We start from the raw sequence: 21,520 nt of genomic DNA on the forward strand, positions 1-21,520 counted from the left end.
GACATTTGGGGTGCTTTAGGCTGAGATGATACCCATTGAACCTGATACAGTTAATACTGGCGAAGGGAAATGTGAAACGTTTTTTCGTATGGCGAAATGAACAATCTAATCTTGTAAGCTAAACTCTAATTCTTGATTGTAATTGGAGTTTTTTTGTTTATATAAGCTGGATGAAGGTGATACAAAGCATTTAGGTAGCTCTTCTTGAACGCCCTTGATTTTCTTTAAAAAGGTCAAGTAAAACTAGGATTTTCTTGATGTTTTGTTGATTACGAACGAGTAAAGAGAGGAAAAATAAATATGGAAACACAAGACTATGCATTTGAGCCAGGTTTGACTGTTGGAGAATTATTAAAAAGCAGTCAGAAGGATTGGCAGGCTGCAATCAATCATCGTTTTGTTAAGGAACTTTTTGAGGGAACAATTGAGAATAAGGTCTTAAAAGACTACTTAATTCAAGATTATCACTTCTTTGATGCCTTCTTATCCATGCTGGGTGCTTGCGTAGCCCACGCAGACCAGCTTGAATCCAAGCTTCGTTTTGCTAAGCAACTAGGCTTTCTTGAAGCAGATGAAGACGGTTATTTCCAAAAGGCTTTCAAAGAGTTAAAAGTATCTGAGAATGACTATCTAGAAGCAGACTTGCACCCTGTAACAAAAGCCTTTCAGGAGCTTATGTATTCTGCTGTGTCTTCATCAGACTATGCCCATCTTTTGGTCATGCTGGTCATTGCAGAAGGTCTCTATTTAGACTGGGGTTCTAAAGATTTGGCTCTACCTGAAGCCTATATTCATTCGGAATGGATTAATCTCCACAGAGGTCCTTTCTTTGCAGAGTGGGTTCAATTTCTGGTTGACGAACTCAATCGTGTCGGGAAAGGTCGAGAAGATTTGACAGAACTTCAGGAACGCTGGAATCAAGCGGTCGCTTTAGAATTAGCCTTTTTTGATATTGGTTATGACGCCTAGAGAAAGTTTAGGATATTTACAAATTTGATGAGGTAAATCATTCAATGTAAATGAAAAAATTTCTTAACGAAAGATAGAGATAAATCGAAATCAGTAGATCGTATAAAGTGAAAAGGAAGGATTTCAATATGACAAGTTTAAAATTATTAAAAGAAAAAGCACCTTTGGTTATTTGCATAACCAATGATGTAGTAAAAAATTTCACAGCAAATGGATTAGTAGCACTGGGTGCATCACCAGCCATGAGTGAGTTTCCAGCAGATTTAGAGGATTTGTTAAAGTATGCTGGTGGTTTATTAATAAACATAGGAACATTGACAGATGAAAATTGGAAATTATACCAAGCTGCTCTGAAAATTGCAGAGAAATATAATGTCCCAGCAGTTTTAGATCCTGTAGCCTGTGGAGCAGGAGAATATAGAAAAAAAGTAGCAGATGATCTAATCAACAATTATAAACTAGCAGCGATTAGGGGAAATGCTGGCGAGATTGCCTCTTTAGTAGGAATAAATGTGGCATCTAAAGGAGTAGATAGTGAGGGCGTAGATAATATTGATGAAATTGCTCTAGCAGCAAATAAGAAGTTCAATATTCCAATAGTAGTAACAGGTGAAGTGGATGCTATTGCGGTTAATGGAGAAGTGGTAACGATTCATAATGGTAGTGCCATGATGCCAAAAGTTATTGGGACAGGATGCTTATTAGGTGCTGTAGTAGCAAGCTTTATCGGACTTGAAAAAGGTCAAGAATTGAAATCATTAGAAACAGCAATGTTGGTTTACAATATCGCTGGAGAAATGGCAGAAAAACGCCCCAATGGACATCTTCCTGGAACATTTAAAGTTGAATTTATAAATGCCTTATACGAGATTACAGACGAAGATGTAAAGGAATTCAAAAGAGTGAAGTAAAATGTTTCATAAAGAATTACTAAAACTATATTTTATTTGTGGAACGACTACTTGCCAAGGAAAAGATCTATTTATGGTCGTTGAGGAAGCCTTAAAAGGTGGTATAACCTTATTTCAATTCCGTGAAAAAGGTGAGGGAGCCCTGGAAGGTAAAGAAAAAGTCGAATTAGCAATTAAACTACAGGATCTTTGTAAAAAATACAATGTGCCGTTTATTGTTAATGATGATATTGATTTGGCAATGGAAATTAACGCTGATGGCGTACATGTAGGACAAGATGACATCGGTGTTGATGAAATTAGAAAATTGATGCCAGATAAAATAATTGGTCTTTCTATAAAAAACGAGGAAGAATTTCAACAATCAAAAGTTGAATATGTAGATTATGTTGGTGTTGGTCCTGTATTTGATACCCAGTCAAAGGATGATGCTGGTGGTGCTATAGGTTATGAAGGTCTTAAATTGATGAGAAAACTATTACCACAAATGCCCTTAGTTGCAATTGGTGGGATACAGACGCAACATATTAAAGACATTATGAAGACCAATGTTGACGGCGTTTCAATCATTTCAGCAATATCGTATGCAAAAAATATAGAAAAAACTGTTCGAGAAATGAGTGAGCAATAGGTATCTATCCTTGGATTCTAAGTAAGTGGAAGTTTTCCTTTTCTAAAAAGCTATGTCCAGATTCAGCTCAAATGGCTAATCTATCAAACAAGACATTTGGTTTTTGCAAAAGAAATATCTGCTGTCTTTGTGAGTGCAAGGCTGTATTTCCCAGTTCAATTCCTTGAACTAGAATAAATCGTCTGTTAAAATAATTATATAATTAAATAATAAAGACATTTGGGGTGCTTTAGGCTGAGATGATACCCATTGAACCTGATACAGTTAAGACTGGCGAAGGGAAATGTGAAATGGTTTTGTATTTATAGAAACTAACCATCTAATCTTGTAAGCTGAACTCTAATTTCTATCTGTAATTAGAGTTTTTTCTTTTACGAAACTGGATGAAGATGATACAAAGCATTTAGGTAGCTCACCTTGAATGCCCCACTTTTCTTTAAAAAAGGAGTTTTTTTATGTTGAAAAAATGGCAGTTAAAAGATGTTATTTTACTTGCTTTCTTGTCTATCTTTTTTGGTGGCGTTTTTGTAGGATCCGGATATCTGTTTGATATCCTCACTCTGATTTTAGCACCTCTTGGTTTACAGGCCTTTGCCAATGAAATCCTCTTTGGTCTCTGGTGTATGGCTGCGCCTATTGCTGCCATTTTTGTTCCAAGAGTGGGAAGTGCAACGATTGGAGAAGTGCTAGCTGCGCTTGCTGAAGTCCTTTATGGTAGCCAATTCGGTCTAGGTGCCCTTTTGTCTGGCTTGGTTCAAGGTTTGGGAAGTGAACTTGGTTTTATCGTAACCAAGAATCGCTATGAAAGTTGGCTCTCTCTAACTGCTAATAGTATTGGGATTACGCTTGTTAGCTTTGTCTATGAATACATTAAGTTAGGTTACTACGCCTTCTCCCTTCCTTTTGTGCTTTCCTTGCTTGTGGTGCGTTTTATTTCCGTCTTTTTCTTCTGTACTATCTTGGTTCGTGCCATTGTCAAACTTTATCATCAGTTTGCAGCTGGAGGCAAGGCATAGATGGGGCTGGAATTACGAGAGATTCAGTCCCCAATCTTCTCTGAGCCGCTTGATTTTACTTTTCATGCGCAAGCCTTTACCTTGTTGGTTGGGAGCAGTGGTTCAGGGAAATCTAGTCTCTTTCAAATGATTGCCCAAGTCAGTTCTCTTCCCTATAGCGGTCAAGTCCTGATAAACGGGAGCGAGGTCAGTCAGCTTTCTATCATCGAACGTGTCCAGACGGTTGGTATTCTCTTTCAAAATCCCAATCATCAATTTACCATGGAGAACTTGTTTGAGGAGCTGATTTTTACCTTGGAGAATATTGGGCATCCCGTTCAGGAAATTGATTCTAAAATAGCAGAGGTAGTCCAGCAATGTCGCTGCAATGCGATCTTGCACCGTCCCATCCATCACTTATCGGGTGGGGAAAAGCAAAAGGCTGCCTTGGCGGTTCTCTTTGCCATGAATCCTAAGGTCTATCTCTTGGATGAACCCTTTGCTTCCATTGATCGAAAGAGCAGGATAGAGATCTTAGAGATTCTAAAAGAGTTGGCCTCTAATGGGAAGACAGTCATCTTATGCGACCATGATTTGACGGACTATGAAGCCTATATCGACCATATGGTGGAACTAAGAGATGGACAACTAAGGGAAGTGTTTCAAATCCCTACCTCTGAAATGACACAGGCTGTTTCAAAGGAAGTTTCTTCCAGCTCAGAACTATTCCATATGGATAGAACGATTTGTGAGCTGGATAAGCGCACCCTCTTTTCAATTGCGGATTTTACATTCTACCAAGGGATTTCCTGTATCTTAGGTGATAATGGTGTCGGGAAATCAACCCTCTTTCGGTCTATTCTTCAATTTCAAAAGTATAAGGGGCGCATTACCTGGAAGGGGACAGTCCTGAAAAAGAAAAAGAGTTTGTATCGTGATTTGACGGGTGTTGTTCAGGAAGCTGAGAAGCAGTTTATCCGAGTCAGTCTGCGAGAAGAGCTGAAATTAGATGGACCTGATTCTGAAAGAAATCAACGAATTTTTAAAGCTTTACGATATTTTGATCTGGAGCAGGCACTCGATAAGAGTCCCTATCAATTAAGTGGTGGTCAGCAAAAGATTCTTCAGCTCTTGACCATCTTGACCAGCAAGTCTTCTGTGATTTTGCTAGATGAACCTTTTGCAGGTTTGGATGATAGAGCTTGTCATTATTTTTGTCAGTGGATTGTGGAGGAGAGAAATCAAGGAAGAAGTTTTCTGATCATTAGCCATCGTTTAGATCCCTTGATCTCTGTGGTTGATTATTGGATTGAGATGACTAGTCAAGGTCTCAGTCATGTGAAAGAAGTGACAATTACCAAACCACTCACATCTCAGAGTAGCAATACCCAAGGGGAGGTGAGATAGTATGGTCAAAGTAGCAACTAAGACACCAATTATCAGTCTCTTCTTGTTGATTTTATCCTTGGAAACATCTTTCATTCCTTCGATTGCTCTAAATCTTTCGGTAGTCGCATTTTGTATTCTCTTTATGCTCTATTACCGTCGATTTAAAGTATTGGCTTGGATGATTCTGCTTGCCATTTTGCCATCCTTTGCCAACTACTGGGCAGTTCAGTTACATGGAGATGCTTCGCAGGCAGTCATGCTCGGAACGAGGGCTTTCGTTACAGTTTGTATAGGACTTGTCTTTGTTTCCTCTATTTCCTTAAAAGAACTTCTCTTGTACTTGGCTCAAAAGGGGTTATCACGGTCATGGGCTTATGCCTTGATTGTGGTATTTAATTCCTTTCCTCTCATTCAGCAAGAAATCAAGTCCCTCAAGGAAGCGTGCTTACTGCGTGGTCAAAAACTGCATGTTTGGTCGCCCTTGATTTACAGCAAGGTTCTGATGACAGTCTTTAGGTGGCGTCATCTTTACCTGAGAGCCCTGTCGGCGCATGGATATGACGAACATGCACAGGTGGAGAATTGCTATCGGACTTTTTATATTGCTAAAAAAACAAAATTAATCTACCTGCTTTTCTTTTTATTGCTGCAAACCAGTCTATTTTTATAAAGGAGTTATTATGGAATTTACAGATATTGCGATGGAATTATCTAAGGAAGCTTGGCAGGCTTCCTTTCATCACCCCTTTGTTTTACAGTTGCAAGAGGGTAATTTAGACCCGTCCATCTTTCGCTATTACTTGATTCAGGATGCCTACTATCTGAAGGCCTTCTCAGAAGCCTATCACCTCTTGGCTGATAAGACTTCAAACCAAGAGATGAAAAGACTCTTGAAACAAAATGCTCAGAGTCTAGTGGAAGGTGAGTTATTTATCCGCCAACAATTTTTCAAGGAATTGGAAATCAGCGACCAGGAAATGGAGCAACATCCAATCGCTCCAACCTGCTATCATTATATCTCTCACATTTATCGTCAATTTGAAGAAGCAAATCTAGCCATTGCTTTTGCGAGCTTGCTGCCTTGTCCTTGGCTATATCATGATATAGGCAAATCACTTAATCTTAAACCATCACCAAATCCTCTCTACCAACAATGGATTGAAACTTATATTACGGATGAGTTAGAGCAGCAGATTAGAGAGGAAGAAGCGTTGGTCAATCAGCTCTATCGAGAAAGCGATGAGACAGACAAGAAAAAAATGCTAGATGCCTTCCACATCAGTGTTCATATGGAAGCCAAGTTTTGGGAAATGGCCTATCAACATCAGACATGGAAGAGCGATTTACAGTCTTTAGAAAAAGGAGAATAATAAACATGAGAAAGCACCAATTACAAGTTCATAAATTAACCATTTTATCCATGATGATTGCCCTTGATGTAGTCCTTACGCCTATCTTTCGTATTGAGGGAATGGCACCGATGTCCAGTGTAGTCAATATTCTAGCAGGAATCATGATGGGACCTGTTTATGCCTTGGCTATGGCTACAGTGACAGCCTTTATCCGTATGACGACTCAAGGGATTCCGCCTTTAGCTCTTACAGGAGCGACTTTTGGAGCCCTTCTAGCAGGTCTCTTTTATAAGTACGGTCGAAAATTTCATTATTCCGCTCTAGGAGAGATTTTGGGAACAGGTATTATTGGTTCTATTGTGTCCTATCCTGTTATGGTACTCTTTACAGGATCAGCTGCAAATCTTAGCTGGTTTATCTACACTCCTCGATTTTTCGGAGCAACCTTAATCGGTACAGCGATTTCCTTTATTGCCTTTCGATTTTTAATCAAGCAGGAATTCTTTAAAAAAGTGCAGGGATATTTCTTTGATGAAAGGATAAACTGATGCAGGAATTGACAAATCCTTTTCCTCTGGGAACGACTTCCCTCATTCACTGCATTACCAATGAGATTTCTTGTGAGATGCTGGCCAATGGCATTTTGGCGCTGGGATGCAAACCTGTCATGGCAGATGATCCCCGTGAGGTTCTTGATTTTACTAAGCAAAGTCAGGCCCTCTTCATCAATTTGGGGCATTTGTCTGCTGAGAAGGAAAAATCAATCCGTAGGGCAGCTTCTTATGCAGCTCAAGTTTCTCTTCCAATGGTAGTAGATGCGGTTGGTGTAACGGCTTCAGCCATTCGTAAGAATCTAGTCAGAGATCTTTTAGAATATAAGCCCACAGTCCTTAAAGGAAACATGTCGGAAATCCGAAGTCTTGTTGGTTTAAAACACCACGGAGTTGGAGTCGATGCGAGTGCTAAAGATCAAGAAACTGAGGATTTACTTCAAGTCTTGAAAGACTGGTGTCAGCTTTATCCTGGTATGTCATTCTTAGTCACAGGCCCCAAGGATCTCATTGTTTCAGAGAATCAGGTTGCTGTATTGGAGAATGGCTGTGCAGAATTAGACTGGATAACAGGGACAGGAGACTTGGTTGGAGCCTTGACAGCCGTTTTTCTCAGCCAAGGAAAGACTGGCTTTGAAGCTTCTTGCCTAGCAGTTTCTTATCTAAACATCTCTGCTGAGAGAATAGTTGTTCAAGGAATGGGATTGGAAGAATTTCGTTACCAAGTACTCAATAATCTCTCGCTTCTAAAAAGAGATGAAAATTGGCTAGATGCCATCAAAGGAGAGGTTTATGAATAGAGAAGCACTTAGACTATATCTGGTAACCAATCGCTACCAAGATTCTGTGGAAAGCTTTCTTGAAAAGATTGAGACGGCTTGCCGTTCAGGGGTTACCATAGTCCAATTGCGAGAAAAAAATCTCACAACTAATCAATACTATCAACTGGCAAAACAAGTCAAGGAAATAACAGATGCCTATCAGATCCCCCTGATCATCGATGATCGTTTGGATGTCTGTCTTGCAGTTGATGCTGCAGGTTTGCATATTGGAGACGATGAATTACCAGTTCCGGTTGTCCGACAAGTCTTGGGCCCTGACAAAATACTTGGTGTCACAGCTAAAACTGTAAAAAGAGCCATCGAGGCAGAAGAAGGAGGTGCCGATTATTTGGGAACAGGAGCCATTTTCCCAACAACCACCAAGGAAAATGCGCCTATCACCCTGATTTCAACTTTGAAAACAATTTACCAAAGGGTCGCTATTCCAGTAGTTGCTATTGGCGGCTTGACATCAGAGAATATTGACCAACTTATCGGCACGGGTATAGCTGGTGTAGCTGTAGTGCGTGATTTGATGCAGGCAGAAGATATAGAGGCAAAAACGCAAGCCTTTTTGACAAAGTTGGATGACATTATTTTCTAATTAATACTCAATGAAAATCAAAGAGCAAACTAGGAAGCTAGTCGCAGGTTGCTCAAAGCACTGCTTTGAGGTTGCAGATAAAGCTGACGTAGTTTGAAGAGATTTTCTAAGAGTATAAAAACTCTCTAATTCCCTAAAAGTGGGAACTAGAGAGTTTTTTTAATCTTTAAAGCTTGTATGGTTGACTGGGCCAGAACCGTGACCGAGTTGAGGAGCGTCTTGAATAGCTTTTGTGATAAAGGCCTTGGCCTTATCAACTGCATGGTAAAGACTTTTGCCCTTGGCTAGTTCAGCAGTAATCACTGCAGCAAAGGTACATCCAGTACCATGAGTGTGACAGGTTTGAATTCGTGGGCTTTCCCAGACAAATTGTTCATCCTTGGTAAAGAGGAAATCCTTGGCACCACCTTCGAGATGGCCACCTTTAATGACTACAGATTGAGGACCAAATTCTTTTAAAATCAGGCGACCAGCACGCTGCATGTCTTCGGGATCATGGATTGAAAAACCAACAATCTCTTCTGCCTCAGGAAGATTCGGAGTGATAATGGTTGCAAGGGGAAGTAGGTTTGTTTTTAGGTAAGTTCTGGCACTGGTATCAATCAGGGTGTCACCGCTTGTTGCGACCATAACAGGGTCAAGAACATAGGGACAGTCCAACTTTTTAAGATAGGGTTGGATGATTTCCATGATTTCAGTAGTTGCCAACATCCCAGTTTTTACAGCCTGAGGTGGGATATCCGAAAAGACACTCTCCAATTGAGCTTTCAACATTTGAGGAGAAACGTGCTCGATTAATTGAACGCCTCTGGTATTTTGAGCGACAAGACTGGTCACAACGGCCATTCCATAGACATCTCTAGCTTGGAACGACTTTAAATCAGCCATAATGCCAGCACCACCACTAGGGTCAGTCCCTGCAATGGTCAAAGCAACGGGTAAATAAGTCATCTAAAACCTCCCAACCAACTGAAGTTTGTATTCTTAAGAACAAGCTAGTCCGTTTCAGGAAGGCAATAGAAGACTGCTAGTCCCCATTATCATTTCCACTCCCATCAGCTAGCATTACCTAGATTGAGTCAAAGGGTCTAACAGTTGTTAATCTCAGCTTTACGCACCCCTAGTGGTTGTTTTCTTTTTTCTTTAGTATAGCATATTTTTATAGTTTATATAGTAAGATTTGACTGAAAATCCTTTATCAAATGGTTAAAATTCAATTTTTCAAAGAAAAGATTAATTTCATAGTTGACAAATGTAGATTTTAAGAGTATACTGATAATTGTAATTGACAAATGTAGATTTTGGAGGTGTGATTATGCAGATTTCAGATGCAGAATGGCAGGTCATGAAGATTATTTGGATGCAAGGAGAGCAGACCAGTATGGATTTGATCAGGGTTCTGGCGGAGAGATTTGACTGGTCCAAGTCGACCATTCAAACTCTTTTGGCTCGTTTGGTTGAGAAAGAGTGCCTGACTCGAAGAAAAGAAGGTAAGTCCTTTGTTTATTCAGCTCTTTTAACTCTAGACCAAAGTCGGGATTTGCTTGTCCAAGATATCAAGGACAAGGTTTGTTCCCGTAGGATTAAGAACTTGCTGGCTGATTTGATTGCTGAATGTGATTTTACTCAGGCTGACTTGGAAGAGTTGGAAGCTGTGATTTCTGAGAAGAAATCAAACGCTGTGACAGAAGTAAGATGTAATTGTATGTAAAGGAGACGTCATGTTAAATAGTATTGTAACCATTATTTGTATTGCCCTTATCGCCTTTATCTTGTTTTGGTTTTTCAAAAAACCTGAAAAATCTGGACAAAAGGCCCAGCAAAAAAACGGCTACCAAGAGATTCGAGTGGAGGTCATGGGGGGCTACACGCCTGAGTTGATTATCCTCAAGAAATCAGTGCCAGCCCGCATTGTCTTTGACCGTAAGGACCCTTCACCCTGTTTGGACCAAATTGTTTTTCCAGACTTTGGTGTACATGCGGACCTGCCTATGGGAGAAGAGTATGTAGTGGAAATCACGCCTGAGCAGGCTGGAGAGTATGGTTTCTCTTGTGGCATGAATATGATGCACGGCAAGATGATTGTAGAATAGGAGGACATTATGACTGAAATTGTAAAAGCAAGTCTTGAAAATGGCATTCAAAAAATCCGTATCCGAGCTGAGAAAGGCTATCATCCAGCCCATATCCAGCTTCAAAAGGGAATTCCAGCTGAGATTACCTTTCATCGTGCAACTCCTTCAAACTGTTACAAGGAAATTCTGTTTGAAGAAGAAGGCATCTTGGAACCAATTGGCGTAGATGAGGAGAAAGTCATTCGTTTTACACCTCAAGAATTAGGTCAACATGAATTTTCTTGTGGTATGAAGATGCAAAAGGGAAGTTATACAGTTGTTGAGAAGACTCGAAAATCTCTATCACTTTTACAGCGTTTTTGGATTACTAGTATCTTTACTGTGCCTCTTGTAATACTCATGATTGGGATGACGACAGGTAGCATTAGTCACCAAGTCATGCGTTGGGGAACCTTTTTAGCCACAACACCGATTATGCTAGTAGCAGGTGGTCCTTATATCCAGAGTGCTTGGGCTAGTTTTAAAAAGCACAATGCCAACATGGATACCTTGGTTGCTCTGGGAACCCTAGTGGCCTATTTCTATAGCTTAGTTGCCCTCTTCGCTGGCCTCCCCGTTTACTTTGAAAGTGCAGCCTTTATCTTCTTCTTCGTTCTTATGGGAGCCGTTTTTGAGGAGAAAATGCGGAAAAATACTTCCCAAGCTGTGGAGAAATTACTTGACTTGCAGGCTAAAACTGCAGAAGTCTTGCGTGAGGATAACTATGTTCAAGTCCCTTTGGAGCAAGTCAAGGTAGGTGATCTGATTCGAGTGCGTCCCGGTGAAAAGATTGCGGTTGATGGTGTCGTAGTAGAAGGTATCTCTAGTATTGATGAGTCTATGGTGACAGGTGAGAGTCTGCCTGTGGACAAGACAGTTGGAGATACCGTCATTGGCTCAACCATCAATAATAGTGGAACACTTGTTTTTAGAGCAGAAAAAGTTGGTTCAGAGACTGTTTTGGCTCAGATTGTCGATTTTGTGAAGAAAGCTCAGACAAGTCGTGCGCCGATTCAGGACTTGACGGATAAGATTTCAGGGATTTTTGTCCCAGCAGTTGTCATTTTAGGGATTGTGACCTTTTGGGTTTGGTTCGTCTTGCTCAGGGATAGTGTAGTTGTGCTTGGAGCGAGCTTTGTGTCTTCGCTTCTCTATGGAGTAGCAGTTCTGATTATTGCCTGCCCTTGTGCATTGGGACTTGCAACACCGACAGCCCTTATGGTGGGGACAGGTCGCAGTGCCAAGATGGGAGTTCTCCTCAAAAATGGAACGGTTCTACAGGAAATCCAGAAAGTTCAAACTATCGTCTTTGATAAGACCGGAACTTTGACGGAAGGGAAACCTGTGGTCACAGATATCATCGGCGACGAAGTAGAAGTGCTTGGATTGGCAGCTTCCTTGGAAGAAGCTTCTCAACACCCACTGGCTGAAGCCGTTGTGAAACGAGCGAGTGAAGCTGGACTTGAGTTTCAAACTGTTGAAAATTTCCAAGCCTTGCACGGAAAAGGTGTCTCAGGGCAAATCAATGGAAAACAAGTTCTGCTTGGAAATGCTAAAATGCTGGATGGCATGGATATTTCTAGAACTTATCAAGAAAAACTAGAAGAACTAGAAAAAGAAGCTAAGACAGTTGTGTTCTTGGCTGTGGACAATGAAATCAAAGGCTTGCTTGCTCTGCAAGATATTCCTAAGGAAAATGCTAAGCTTGCCATCAGTCAGTTGAAAAAACGAGGTCTTAAAACAGTCATGCTGACAGGAGACAATGCTGGTGTGGCGCGTGCTATTGCCGATCAAATCGGAATCGAAGAGGTCATTGCAGGTGTCTTGCCAGAAGAAAAAGCTCATGAAATCCATAAACTACAAGCGGCTGGCAAAGTAGCCTTTGTTGGGGACGGTATCAATGACGCTCCTGCCCTTAGTGTAGCAGATGTGGGGATTGCTATGGGAGCTGGAACGGATATCGCTATCGAGTCAGCAGATTTGGTGTTGACAACCAATAACCTCCTAGGCGTGGTTCGTGCCTTTGACATGAGTAAGAAAACCTTTAATCGAATTCTGCTCAATCTTTTCTGGGCCTTTATCTACAATGTCGCCGGAATTCCGATTGCAGCAGGAGTCTTTTCTGGTGTTGGACTGGCCCTCAATCCAGAACTAGCTGGTCTAGCCATGGCCTTTAGTTCTGTATCTGTTCTGACTAGTTCACTCTTACTAAACTTTAGTAAAATAGATTAAAAGCGGGCTTGCTCGCTTTTTATACTCTTCAAAAATCTCTTCCAACCACGTCAGCTTTGTCTGCAACCTCAAAGCTGTGCTTTGAGCAACCTGTGGCGAGCTTCCTAGTTTGCTCTGTGATTTTCATTGAGTATTATAAAACAGAAGTTAAAAACGTTTTCAAACTGTACTGTAATAGAGAATAAAAACTTCTGAGCAGATTCTTAGTAAAGTCAAAATAAATGTGATAAATTAGTATTGTAAAAATTTACTGAAACGTTTTCAAAAACTATATGAAACCTTTTTTAGTAGATTTAAAAATATTTGAAGGAGAGTTATCATTATGACTCAAGGGAAAATTACTGCATCTGCAGCAATGCTTAATGTATTGAAAACATGGGGCGTAGACACAATCTACGGTATCCCATCAGGAACACTCAGCTCATTGATGGATGCTTTGGCTGAAGACAAAGATATCCGCTTCTTGCAAGTTCGTCACGAAGAAACAGGTGCTCTTGCAGCGGTTATGCAAGCTAAATTCGGCGGCTCAATCGGGGTTGCAGTTGGTTCAGGTGGTCCAGGTGCGACTCACTTGATTAACGGTGTTTACGATGCAGCTATGGATAACACTCCATTCCTAGCAATCCTTGGATCACGTCCAGTTAACGAACTCAACATGGATGCTTTCCAAGAATTGAACCAAAACCCAATGTACAACGGTATCGCTGTATATAACAAACGTGTAGCTTACGCTGAGCAATTGCCAAAAGTAATTGACGAAGCTTGCCGTGCTGCAGTTTCTAAAAAAGGTCCAGCTGTTGTTGAAATCCCAGTAAACTTCGGTTTCCAAGAAATCGACGAAAACTCTTACTATGGATCTGGTTCATACGAACGTTCATTTATCGCTCCTGCTTTGAACGAAGTTGAAATCGACAAAGCTGTTGAAATCTTGAACAATGCTGAACGTCCAGTTATCTATGCTGGTTACGGTGGTGTTAAAGCTGGTGAAGTGATTACTGAATTGTCACGTAAAATCAAAGCACCAATCATTACAACTGGTAAAAACTTTGAAGCTTTCGAATGGAACTATGAAGGTTTGACAGGTTCTGCTTACCGTGTTGGTTGGAAACCAGCCAACGAAGTGGTCTTTGAAGCAGACACAGTTCTTTTCCTTGGTTCAAACTTCCCATTTGCTGAAGTTTACGAAGCATTCAAGAACACTGAAAAATTTATCCAAGTGGATATCGACCCTTACAAACTTGGTAAACGTCATGCCCTAGACGCTTCAATCCTTGGTGACGCAGGTCAAGCAGCTAAAGCTATCCTTGACAAAGTAAACCCAGTTGAATCAACTCCATGGTGGCGTGCAAACGTTAAGAATAACCAAAACTGGCGTGATTACATGAACAAACTCGAAGGTAAAACTGAGGGTGAATTGCAATTGTATCAAGTTTACAATGCAATCAACAAACATGCTGATCAAGACGCTATCTACTCAATCGACGTAGGTGACACTACTCAAACATCTACTCGTCACCTTCACATGACACCTAAGAACATGTGGCGTACATCTCCACTCTTTGCGACAATGGGTATTGCCCTTCCTGGTGGTATCGCTGCTAAGAAAGACAATCCAGATCGCCAAGTATGGAACATCATGGGTGACGGTGCATTCAACATGTGCTACCCAGACGTTATCACAAACGTTCAATACGACCTTCCAGTTATCAACGTTGTCTTCTCAAATGGTAAATATGCCTTCATCAAGGACAAATACGAAGACACAAACAAACACTTGTTTGGTTGTGACTTCCCTAATGCTGACTATGCGAAAATCGCTGAAGCTCAAGGAGCTGTTGGATTTACAGTTGACCGTATCGAAGACATCGATGCAGTTGTTGCAGAAGCTGTTAAATTGAGCAAAGAAGGTAAAACTGTTGTTATCGATGCTCGCATCACTCCACACCGTCCACTTCCAGTAGAAGTACTTGAATTGGATCCAAAACTTCACTCAGAAGAAGCAATCAAAGCTTTCAAGGAAAAATACGAAGCAGAAGAACTCGTACCATTCCGTCTCTTCTTGGAAGAAGAAGGATTGCAATCACGCGCAATTAAATAATTCCTTCGTGGAACTTAAAAAGATCGGAGCAATCCGGTCTTTTTATGGAGGATAGTAAATGAATTTAAATCAATTAGATATTATCGTTTCAGATGTTCCCCAAGTCTGTGCTGACTTGGAGCGTATTTTGGATAAAAAGCCCGATTATGTTGATGACAGTTTTGCTCAGTTTACGATTGGCAGTCACTGTCTGATGTTGTCCCAAAATCATTTGATTCCTTTGGAAGATTTTCAGTCAGGAATCATTCTTCATATCGAGGTTGAGGATGTAGACCAGAATTACCAACGGTTGAAAGAACTTGGTATCCAGGTTTTAAACGGACCAACTGTAACCGATTGGGGAACAGAGTCCTTATTAGTTAAAGGGCCTGCTGGTCTAGTGATTGATTTTTATCGTATGAAGTAGGTAATTCTATTATCAAATTTTTTATCTAAACATTCTTGGAGTGAAACTTAAAAAGATCGGAGCAATTCGATCTTTTTTGTATTTATGCGACTTTCAGTCCGTCTCGCTCCGTTAGGTGCGAGACAAAAAACCACCCGTTTTCACGGGTGGTTATGATTTCTACACTTATTGTTTGGCTTCCTGTTTTAATTGTTGCACCTGTTCCTCGTACTGGACAAGCTCCCTGTCTTTTATATTGATAGTCGCTTCTGCTTCAGCAATGCGGCTTCTCAGATCTTGAGTCTTGTTATGGTGATAGCTAATACCAATAGCACTACCAGCAATGATCCCGATTACTAGACAAGTAAAAATCACCAAAATCAAGGGAGCAGATAGTTGTGTAAAGACAAGACTGACAGTTACTGTTTGACGATTGAGTAGACCAAATGAGATCACAATGACTAATAAGCTCAAACCGCCAATTAGATAAGCCTTATCTTTCAGTGACAATTCATTAAATTTTTTTAGCATAAGTTCCTTTTCTCCTGACTATGTTGATAGAAAACTACACACCATTTAGGTATTAACAAAATTCATTTTACTAGAAAATTTCGATACTGTCAATAATTTCTAACGGCTTATTTACCATCAATCAATCGATTCATTGAAAAGGAGTATTCATTTTCTAATATTTGATTGAGTAAACAGAACGGAGCAATTCGGTCTTTTTTCTGTTCCCTCTTTCTTATAACAAGATTGTGATAGTTTATATCTTTATAACAAAAGTTTTAAAGACTTGATTGTTTTGAAAGAATATTTTAAAATAAGATTCAGTAAAAATGAAAGAGGTTTTGAAAATGTCTGAAAAACAAATGAAAATTTTAGGTTGGGTAGCGACCTTTATGTCTGTTATGATGTATGTGTCTTACTTCCCACAAATCATGAACAATCTGGCTGGTCAAAAAGGAAATTTCATCCAGCCCTTGGTTGCTGCCATCAACTGTAGTCTCTGGGTTTACTACGGTCTTTTCAAAAAAGAAAGAGATATCCCCCTTGCAGCAGCTAATGCACCAGGTATTATTTTTGGCCTAGTGACGGTTATTACAGCTTTGATTTAAAAGGAACAGAGGAGACTAGTTTTCAGTCTTCTTTTTTGTTTCAGGGGAGGCTATTTACTTTTTCTAGAGGATAATTTTTTAAAAAACAATCTGATAAACTTAAATAGTAGAATAGTATCAGTATGTCACAGTATTTTATAAGAAAAGGTTTACAGAATAAGTTATAATATAAGTAAATGAACAAGCAAATAAGAAAGTGAGTAGAGTTATGACCGAAAAACTGACTTTTCCGGATGGTTTCTTGTGGGGCGGAGCGACAGCTGCCAACCAGTGTGAGGGTGCTTATAATTTAGAAGGTCGTGGATTGGCGAATGTGGATGTCGTCCCCATCGGTCCAGATCGTGAAGCCATTATCACAGGTCAGAAAAAGATGTTTTCGTTTGAGGAGGGCTATTTTTACCCAGCCAAGCAAGCTATTGATATGTACCATCATTACAAGGAAGATATTGCCCTTTTTGCGGAAATGGGCTTTAAGACCTATCGGCTTTCCATTGCTTGGACTCGGATTTTTCCTAAGGGTGACGAAACCGAGCCAAATGAAGCTGGTCTAGCCTTTTATGAGGATTTATTTAAGGAGTGCCACAAGTATGGTATCCAACCTCTAGTGACTATCACTCATTTCGACTGTCCTATGCACTTGATTACAGAGTACGGTGGTTGGCGCAATCGTCGGATGTTAGACTTCTATGAAAAACTTTGTCGCACACTCTTTACCCGCTATAAGGGTTTGGTCAAATATTGGCTTACCTTCAACGAAATCAACATGATTCTCCATGCCCCCTTTATGGGAGCTGGGCTCTGTTTTGAAGAAGGAGAAAATCAAGAACTGGTTAAATATCAGGCTGCACACTATGAGTTGGTAGCTTCAGCTCTTGCGACAAAGATTGCCCACGAAATTGACCCAGAAAATAAGGTGGGATGTATGTTGGCTGCAGGGCAATACTATCCTAACACAGCCCATCCAAGAGACTACTGGGCAGCCATGGAGGAAGACCGCAAGAGTTACTTCTTCATTGATGTTCAAGCGCGTGGGGAATACCCAAACTACGCCAAGAAGCAGTGGGAGCGTGAGCGAATCGAGATTCAAATGACTGCAGAAGATTTAGAGTTGTTGAAGGACAATACTGTTGACTTTGTTTCCTTCTCTTACTATGCAAGTCTAGTAGCCTCAGGTGATCCAGAAGTTAAAGAATTAACTGCTGGAAATATCTTTGCCTCTCTCAAAAATCCTTATCTTGAATCCTCAGAATGGGGATGGCAGATTGACCCACTTGGTCTTCGTATCACCCTCAATGCTATCTGGGATCGTTACCAAAAGCCAATGTTCATCGTGGAAAACGGTCTAGGTGCTATGGATACACCGGATGAGAATGGTCATGTAGCAGATGACTATCGGATTGCTTACTTAGAGGCTCATATCAAGGCCATGCGAGATGACATTTACCAAGATGGCGTTGACTTGCTTGGTTATACGACTTGGGGCTGTATCGATCTGGTTTCAGCTGGAACAGGCGAAATGAACAAGCGCTATGGCTTTATCTATGTAGATCGAGATAATGCTGGTCATGGAAGCCTCAAACGTAGCAAGAAGAAATCCTTCTACTGGTACAAGGATGTCATTGCCAGCAATGGTGCAAGCATTGAGTAGAGCACATTTGTTCACTATTTTTATAAAATCTTCTCCCTACTTTATAATATGTGAAAAAGAGTTCAATTAGATGGAGCTTTTTGCTATAATGAGGGGAGAAAAATCAGACAGGAGATCGACATGTCAGAACCATTATTTTTACAATCAGTTATGCAAGAAAAAATCTGGGGTGGAACCAAGCTACGTGATGAGTTTGGTTACGACATCCCAAGTGAAAAAATCGGAGAATATTGGGCCATCTCAGCCCATCCAAATGGAGTCTCTAAAGTTGCCAATGGACGCTACCAGGGAACAGACCTCGCTACTTTGTATGCGGAACATCGTGAATTGTTTGGCAATCGTCCTGAGCCTGTATTTCCACTTTTGACTAAGATTCTGGATGCCAACGACTGGCTCAGTGTCCAAGTTCACCCAGACGATGCCTATGGACTAGAGCATGAAGGTGAACTTGGAAAAACAGAATGCTGGTACATTATCGCAGCGGATGAAGGTTCAGAAATTATCTATGGTCACAATGCCAAGTCAAAAGAAGAACTCCGCCAGCAAATCGAGGACAAGAACTGGGATGCCTTGTTGACAAAAGTTCCTGTAAAGGCTGGAGATTTCTTCTATGTACCAAGTGGCACCATGCACGCTATCGGAGCAGGAATTTTGATTCTTGAAACTCAGCAATCTAGCGATACCACTTACCGTGTCTATGACTTTGACCGTAAGGATGATAATGGCAACTTGCGTGAACTTCACCTTGAAAAATCTATCGATGTCTTGAATATTGGCGAGCCTGCCAATAGCCGTCCTGTAACTATCAAAGCAGATGATTTACGTTCCACTCTCCTTGTATCCAATGATTTCTTTGCAGTTTACAAGTGGGAAATTACTGGAAAAGTTGACTTCGAAAAGACAGCTGACTACAGCTTATTCAGTGTCTTGGCTGGTCAAGGTCAACTAACTGTTGACGGGAAAAATTATCCAATCCAAAAAGGTAGCCACTTTATCCTACCAAGTGATGTTGAAGCTTGGACATTGGAAGGGCAAGGTCTGGAATTGATTGTTAGCCATCCATAAAAAAGAAAGGGCCTGAGTTTACTACTCAAGTCCTTTTTGATTACATAAATTGGGCGATGAAGACCACGATGATGATGATTGGAATGATGAAACGAAGAAGGAAGAGCCAGACTTGGAACAGTCCCTGTTTCCATGCTGTTTCATCAAGATGGAGTTCCTCCATTGCAAGAGCCTTTTTAAAGATATAGCCTGTAAAAAGTGAAAGGCAGAGAGCTCCAAATGGCATAAGGAGATTGGAAACCAAGAAGTCCATAGCATCAAAGAAGGTCTTCCCAAAAATATGAACATCTGCCATAATACTGTAAGATAGGGCTGAAGGGATTCCAAAGACAAAGGTCAAAATTCCTAAAATAACACTCCATTTGGCACGCTTGCTGTTGTCCTGATTGGTGATATTGCCTACATTGATTTCCAACATAACGACAGAAGAAGTGACCGTCGCAAAGAGGAAGAGCATGAGGAAGAGGATGTAGAAAATGGTTCCAAAAGGCATCTTGTCAAAGAGCTGAGGCAAGACGATAAAGAGCAGGCTCGGTCCCCCTTCAGATTGGATATTGAAGGCTGACATGGCTGGGAAAATGGCTAGACCCGCCATGATAGATACTGAAATATTCATGACTACGATGGAAATCCCTGACTGGACTAGATTGGTTTTTTTGTCCAAATAAGAAGCATAGGTCAGCATGGCTGTAACCCCTAGTGAGAGGGCAAAGAAAGATTGTCCCAGAGCATAGAGGAGACCAGCGCTGGTCAGTTTTGAAAAGTCTGGTTTGAGGAAGTAAAGAACTCCTTCCATGGCATTTGGCAAACTGAGAGAGCGTCCGATGATGACGACAAAGATGATAAAGAGCAGAGGCATCATGACTTTTGAGGCTCTTTCAATTCCTTTTTGAACCCCACGTGATACAATGAAGATATTCAATAGGATAAAGGCTGCCTGAGCTCCAAGGGCAATGGCTGGATTTGAAATGATTGAAGTAAATAACTGAGCATAATCACCCGTTCCACCAAGCTGAAACAATTTCCCAAACTCAATACCCAGATAAACCAGAATCCATCCTCCAATAACACTGTAGAAAGATAAGAGGATAAAAAGGGCAAAGGCACCAATCCAACCGATAAAGTTGTACTTACTATTCTTGCCTAGTTTTCCAAAGGTTTTAATCCCAGAGACACCAGCACTTCGGCCGAGGGCAAATTCTGCAAGCAAAAGGGGGAAACCGATTAGAATAGTGGAGATGAGAAAGACCAGTAAAAAGCCTCCTCCACCGTTAGCAGCAGTCATATAAGGGAATTTCCAAACGGCACCAAGTCCGATGGCTGAACCAGCAGATGCTAGAATAAAGCCCAGTTTAGAACCCCATTGAGATTTTTCAGACATAGTTAAACTCCTAAAGTTAGTGTTACAAAAGAAAAAGCTACTGCCCTTGGCAAATAGCCTCATCAGTACTCAAGATGAGCTTTTCTTTTGATTGATAGACTTGACTATCCTATCATGTTTTCTAAGGTCTGTCAAGAAAACCATTTTCATGTTATGATAAAGTAAAAAATTTCGCAAAAACGCTTGACTCTGACCTAGGGGGAGGGGTTATACTATCAATGTAATACTCTTCGAAAATCAAATTCAAACCACGTCAGCGTCGCCTTACCGTACTCAAGTACAGCCTGCGGCTAGCTTCCTAGTTTGCTCTTTGATTTTCATTGAGTATAAGGAGGAAATCATGTACCATATAAAAGAAGCTGCCCAGCTTTCGGGCGTCTCTGTCAAGACCCTACACCACTACGATAAGATAGGACTTTTGGTTCCTTTAAAGTCGGAAAATGGCTATCGAACCTATAGTCAGGAGGATTTGGAACGCCTTCAGGTTATTCTTTATTACAAATATCTAGGTTTTTCTTTAGAAAAAATAGCAGAGCTATTAAAGGAAGAAAGAGAAGATTTATTGCCTCATTTGACCAGGCAGTTGGACTATTTGACTCGAGAAAGGGAACATCTGGATACCTTGATTTCAACCTTGCAAAAAACCATTCAAGAACAAAAAGGAGAAAGAGAAATGAGCATTCAAGAGAAATTTGCTGGATTTAACTACCAAGACCATCAAAAATACCACCAAGAGGCGGTAGAGAAATATGGACAAGAAGTCATGGACCAAGCGCTGGAGCGCCAAAAAGGTCACGAAGACAAAGCTACGGCTGCCTTCAATCAAGTCTTTCGAGCCTTGTCACAAAATCTTCAAGCTGGTCTACCTGTAACAGCAACCGAAAATCAAGAAGAAGCCGCTAAACTCTTGCAAGCCATCCGTACTTATGGATTTGACTGCTCTATTGAGGTATTTGGTTATATCGGTAAAGGCTACGTCTACAACCCAGAATTTAAGGAAAACATTGACAAATTTGGACCTGGAACAGCCCAGTACACATCAGATGTGATTGCCTATTATGTCCAAACTCAGACAAAATAAAATCGGAGGAGCATTCTTCCGATTTTTACTAAATTCAAGCACTATTTGCTTAATAATTTTTCTACCACATTTAGTTTTCGCATGGTCAAATCTACATTAAAAAGCTTTTCAAGATAGTTGGTATGGAGTTTCTTTTGTTTAGCAGTTCTAGGGAGATAGAGGTAAAGGCAGTGGT

22 protein-coding genes, 1 pseudogene and 3 riboswitches are annotated in these 21,520 nt (G+C 40.7%); of the genes and pseudogenes, 19 read left to right on the top strand and 4 right to left on the bottom strand.

Annotated features, from left to right (window positions below; genetic code table 11):
- Nucleotide 1: 1 nt before the first annotated feature.
- Nucleotides 2–85: riboswitch (TPP riboswitch) on the top strand.
- Nucleotides 86–300: 215 nt separating this feature from the next.
- From ADG81_RS07365 to thiE (ADG81_RS07410), 10 genes are all read left to right on the top strand, one after another.
- Nucleotides 301–969 carry a TenA family protein gene (locus tag ADG81_RS07365; protein ID WP_049551359.1) on the top strand — a complete coding sequence of 223 codons (669 nt, stop codon included), beginning with the start codon at nt 301–303 and terminating at the stop codon, nt 967–969.
- A gap of 128 nt (nt 970–1,097) precedes the next feature.
- Nucleotides 1,098–1,880, top strand: a complete 783-nt coding sequence (thiM, locus tag ADG81_RS07370; RefSeq protein ID WP_049551360.1) for a hydroxyethylthiazole kinase — start codon at nt 1,098–1,100, stop codon at nt 1,878–1,880.
- 1 nt (nt 1,881) lies between these two features.
- The gene (gene thiE / locus ADG81_RS07375; protein ID WP_049551361.1) at nt 1,882–2,511 is read left to right on the top strand and encodes a thiamine phosphate synthase; all 630 of its coding nucleotides are present in this window, start codon (nt 1,882–1,884) and stop codon (nt 2,509–2,511) included.
- A gap of 210 nt (nt 2,512–2,721) precedes the next feature.
- A riboswitch (TPP riboswitch) is annotated at nt 2,722–2,810 on the top strand.
- A gap of 156 nt (nt 2,811–2,966) precedes the next feature.
- Complete coding sequence (locus tag ADG81_RS07380) at nt 2,967–3,527, top strand: ECF transporter S component (protein WP_000915275.1); 561 nt, start codon at nt 2,967–2,969, stop codon at nt 3,525–3,527.
- Nucleotides 3,528–4,913, top strand: a complete 1,386-nt coding sequence (locus ADG81_RS07385) for an ATP-binding cassette domain-containing protein (protein WP_049551362.1) — start codon at nt 3,528–3,530, stop codon at nt 4,911–4,913.
- A gap of 1 nt (nt 4,914) precedes the next feature.
- Nucleotides 4,915–5,565 (top strand): energy-coupling factor transporter transmembrane component T, encoded by a 651-nt coding sequence (locus ADG81_RS07390; protein WP_049551363.1) that lies wholly within the window; start codon nt 4,915–4,917, stop codon nt 5,563–5,565.
- A 10-nt stretch (nt 5,566–5,575) separates the two neighbouring features.
- Complete coding sequence (gene tenA, locus ADG81_RS07395; RefSeq protein WP_049551364.1) at nt 5,576–6,265, top strand: thiaminase II; 690 nt, start codon at nt 5,576–5,578, stop codon at nt 6,263–6,265.
- Nucleotides 6,266–6,270: 5 nt separating this feature from the next.
- Complete coding sequence (thiW, locus tag ADG81_RS07400) at nt 6,271–6,795, top strand: energy coupling factor transporter S component ThiW (protein WP_049551365.1); 525 nt, start codon at nt 6,271–6,273, stop codon at nt 6,793–6,795.
- Nucleotides 6,795–7,598 carry a hydroxyethylthiazole kinase gene (locus ADG81_RS07405; RefSeq protein WP_049551366.1) on the top strand — a complete coding sequence of 268 codons (804 nt, stop codon included), beginning with the start codon at nt 6,795–6,797 and terminating at the stop codon, nt 7,596–7,598. The genes thiW and ADG81_RS07405 overlap by 1 nt, the downstream gene beginning before the upstream one ends.
- Nucleotides 7,591–8,223, top strand: a complete 633-nt coding sequence (gene thiE / locus ADG81_RS07410; protein WP_049551367.1) for a thiamine phosphate synthase — start codon at nt 7,591–7,593, stop codon at nt 8,221–8,223. Before ADG81_RS07405 ends, thiE (ADG81_RS07410) begins: the two co-directional genes overlap by 8 nt.
- 159 nt (nt 8,224–8,382) lie before the next feature.
- On the opposite strand, the gene thiD is transcribed toward thiE (ADG81_RS07410), so the two are convergent.
- Complete coding sequence (thiD, locus tag ADG81_RS07415) at nt 8,383–9,174, bottom strand: bifunctional hydroxymethylpyrimidine kinase/phosphomethylpyrimidine kinase (protein WP_049551368.1); 792 nt, start codon at nt 9,172–9,174, stop codon at nt 8,383–8,385.
- An 83-nt stretch (nt 9,175–9,257) separates the two neighbouring features.
- Nucleotides 9,258–9,355: riboswitch (TPP riboswitch) on the bottom strand.
- Nucleotides 9,356–9,538: 183 nt separating this feature from the next.
- On the opposite strand from thiD, the gene ADG81_RS07420 reads away from it, so the two are divergent.
- The 5 genes from ADG81_RS07420 to ADG81_RS07440 all read left to right on the top strand — a co-directional run bounded on the left by ADG81_RS07420 (nt 9,539) and on the right by ADG81_RS07440 (nt 15,073).
- Nucleotides 9,539–9,934, top strand: coding sequence for a CopY/TcrY family copper transport repressor (locus ADG81_RS07420; protein ID WP_004256226.1), 396 nt, complete (start codon nt 9,539–9,541; stop codon nt 9,932–9,934).
- A gap of 10 nt (nt 9,935–9,944) precedes the next feature.
- Entirely contained in the window at nt 9,945–10,316 is a 372-nt protein-coding gene (locus tag ADG81_RS07425) for a cupredoxin domain-containing protein (RefSeq protein ID WP_000935061.1), read from the top strand.
- Nucleotides 10,317–10,325: 9 nt separating this feature from the next.
- Nucleotides 10,326–12,569, top strand: a complete 2,244-nt coding sequence (locus tag ADG81_RS07430) for a heavy metal translocating P-type ATPase (RefSeq protein ID WP_049551369.1) — start codon at nt 10,326–10,328, stop codon at nt 12,567–12,569.
- 322 nt (nt 12,570–12,891) lie between these two features.
- On the top strand, nt 12,892–14,667 hold the full coding sequence (gene spxB / locus ADG81_RS07435; RefSeq protein ID WP_004261620.1) for a pyruvate oxidase: 1,776 nt from the start codon (nt 12,892–12,894) through the stop codon (nt 14,665–14,667).
- A 58-nt stretch (nt 14,668–14,725) separates the two neighbouring features.
- A complete protein-coding gene (locus ADG81_RS07440; RefSeq protein WP_001052638.1) occupies nt 14,726–15,073 on the top strand; it encodes a VOC family protein in 348 nt (115 codons plus the stop codon).
- Nucleotides 15,074–15,238: 165 nt separating this feature from the next.
- Here ADG81_RS07440 and ADG81_RS07445 read toward each other — a convergent pair whose 3' ends face one another.
- Entirely contained in the window at nt 15,239–15,583 is a 345-nt protein-coding gene (locus ADG81_RS07445) for a lipopolysaccharide assembly protein LapA domain-containing protein (RefSeq protein ID WP_000913393.1), read from the bottom strand.
- Between the two features lie 326 nt (nt 15,584–15,909).
- Between ADG81_RS07445 and ADG81_RS07450 the strand changes: the two genes are divergently transcribed.
- The 3 genes from ADG81_RS07450 to manA all read left to right on the top strand — a co-directional run bounded on the left by ADG81_RS07450 (nt 15,910) and on the right by manA (nt 18,883).
- The gene (locus ADG81_RS07450; protein ID WP_001291472.1) at nt 15,910–16,170 is read left to right on the top strand and encodes a SemiSWEET family transporter; all 261 of its coding nucleotides are present in this window, start codon (nt 15,910–15,912) and stop codon (nt 16,168–16,170) included.
- A gap of 208 nt (nt 16,171–16,378) precedes the next feature.
- A complete protein-coding gene (locus ADG81_RS07455) occupies nt 16,379–17,818 on the top strand; it encodes a 6-phospho-beta-glucosidase (protein WP_049516550.1) in 1,440 nt (479 codons plus the stop codon).
- A 120-nt stretch (nt 17,819–17,938) separates the two neighbouring features.
- Nucleotides 17,939–18,883 (top strand): mannose-6-phosphate isomerase, class I, encoded by a 945-nt coding sequence (manA, locus tag ADG81_RS07460; RefSeq protein WP_049516551.1) that lies wholly within the window; start codon nt 17,939–17,941, stop codon nt 18,881–18,883.
- A 40-nt stretch (nt 18,884–18,923) separates the two neighbouring features.
- Here the strand turns inward: manA and ADG81_RS07465 are convergent, their stop codons facing one another.
- Complete coding sequence (locus ADG81_RS07465; protein WP_049516552.1) at nt 18,924–20,264, bottom strand: sodium-dependent transporter; 1,341 nt, start codon at nt 20,262–20,264, stop codon at nt 18,924–18,926.
- 340 nt (nt 20,265–20,604) lie between these two features.
- On the opposite strand from ADG81_RS07465, the gene ADG81_RS07470 reads away from it, so the two are divergent.
- Nucleotides 20,605–21,345, top strand: a complete 741-nt coding sequence (locus ADG81_RS07470) for a MerR family transcriptional regulator (RefSeq protein WP_049516553.1) — start codon at nt 20,605–20,607, stop codon at nt 21,343–21,345.
- A 41-nt stretch (nt 21,346–21,386) separates the two neighbouring features.
- On the opposite strand, the pseudogene ADG81_RS09525 reads toward ADG81_RS07470, so the two are convergent.
- Nucleotides 21,387–21,520 (bottom strand): annotated as a pseudogene (locus tag ADG81_RS09525) (DUF1697 domain-containing protein); the annotation flags it as partial.

The sequence above is a fragment of the Streptococcus pseudopneumoniae genome (assembly GCF_001070815.1).
Classification (GTDB): Bacteria; Bacillota; Bacilli; order Lactobacillales; family Streptococcaceae; genus Streptococcus; species Streptococcus pseudopneumoniae_P.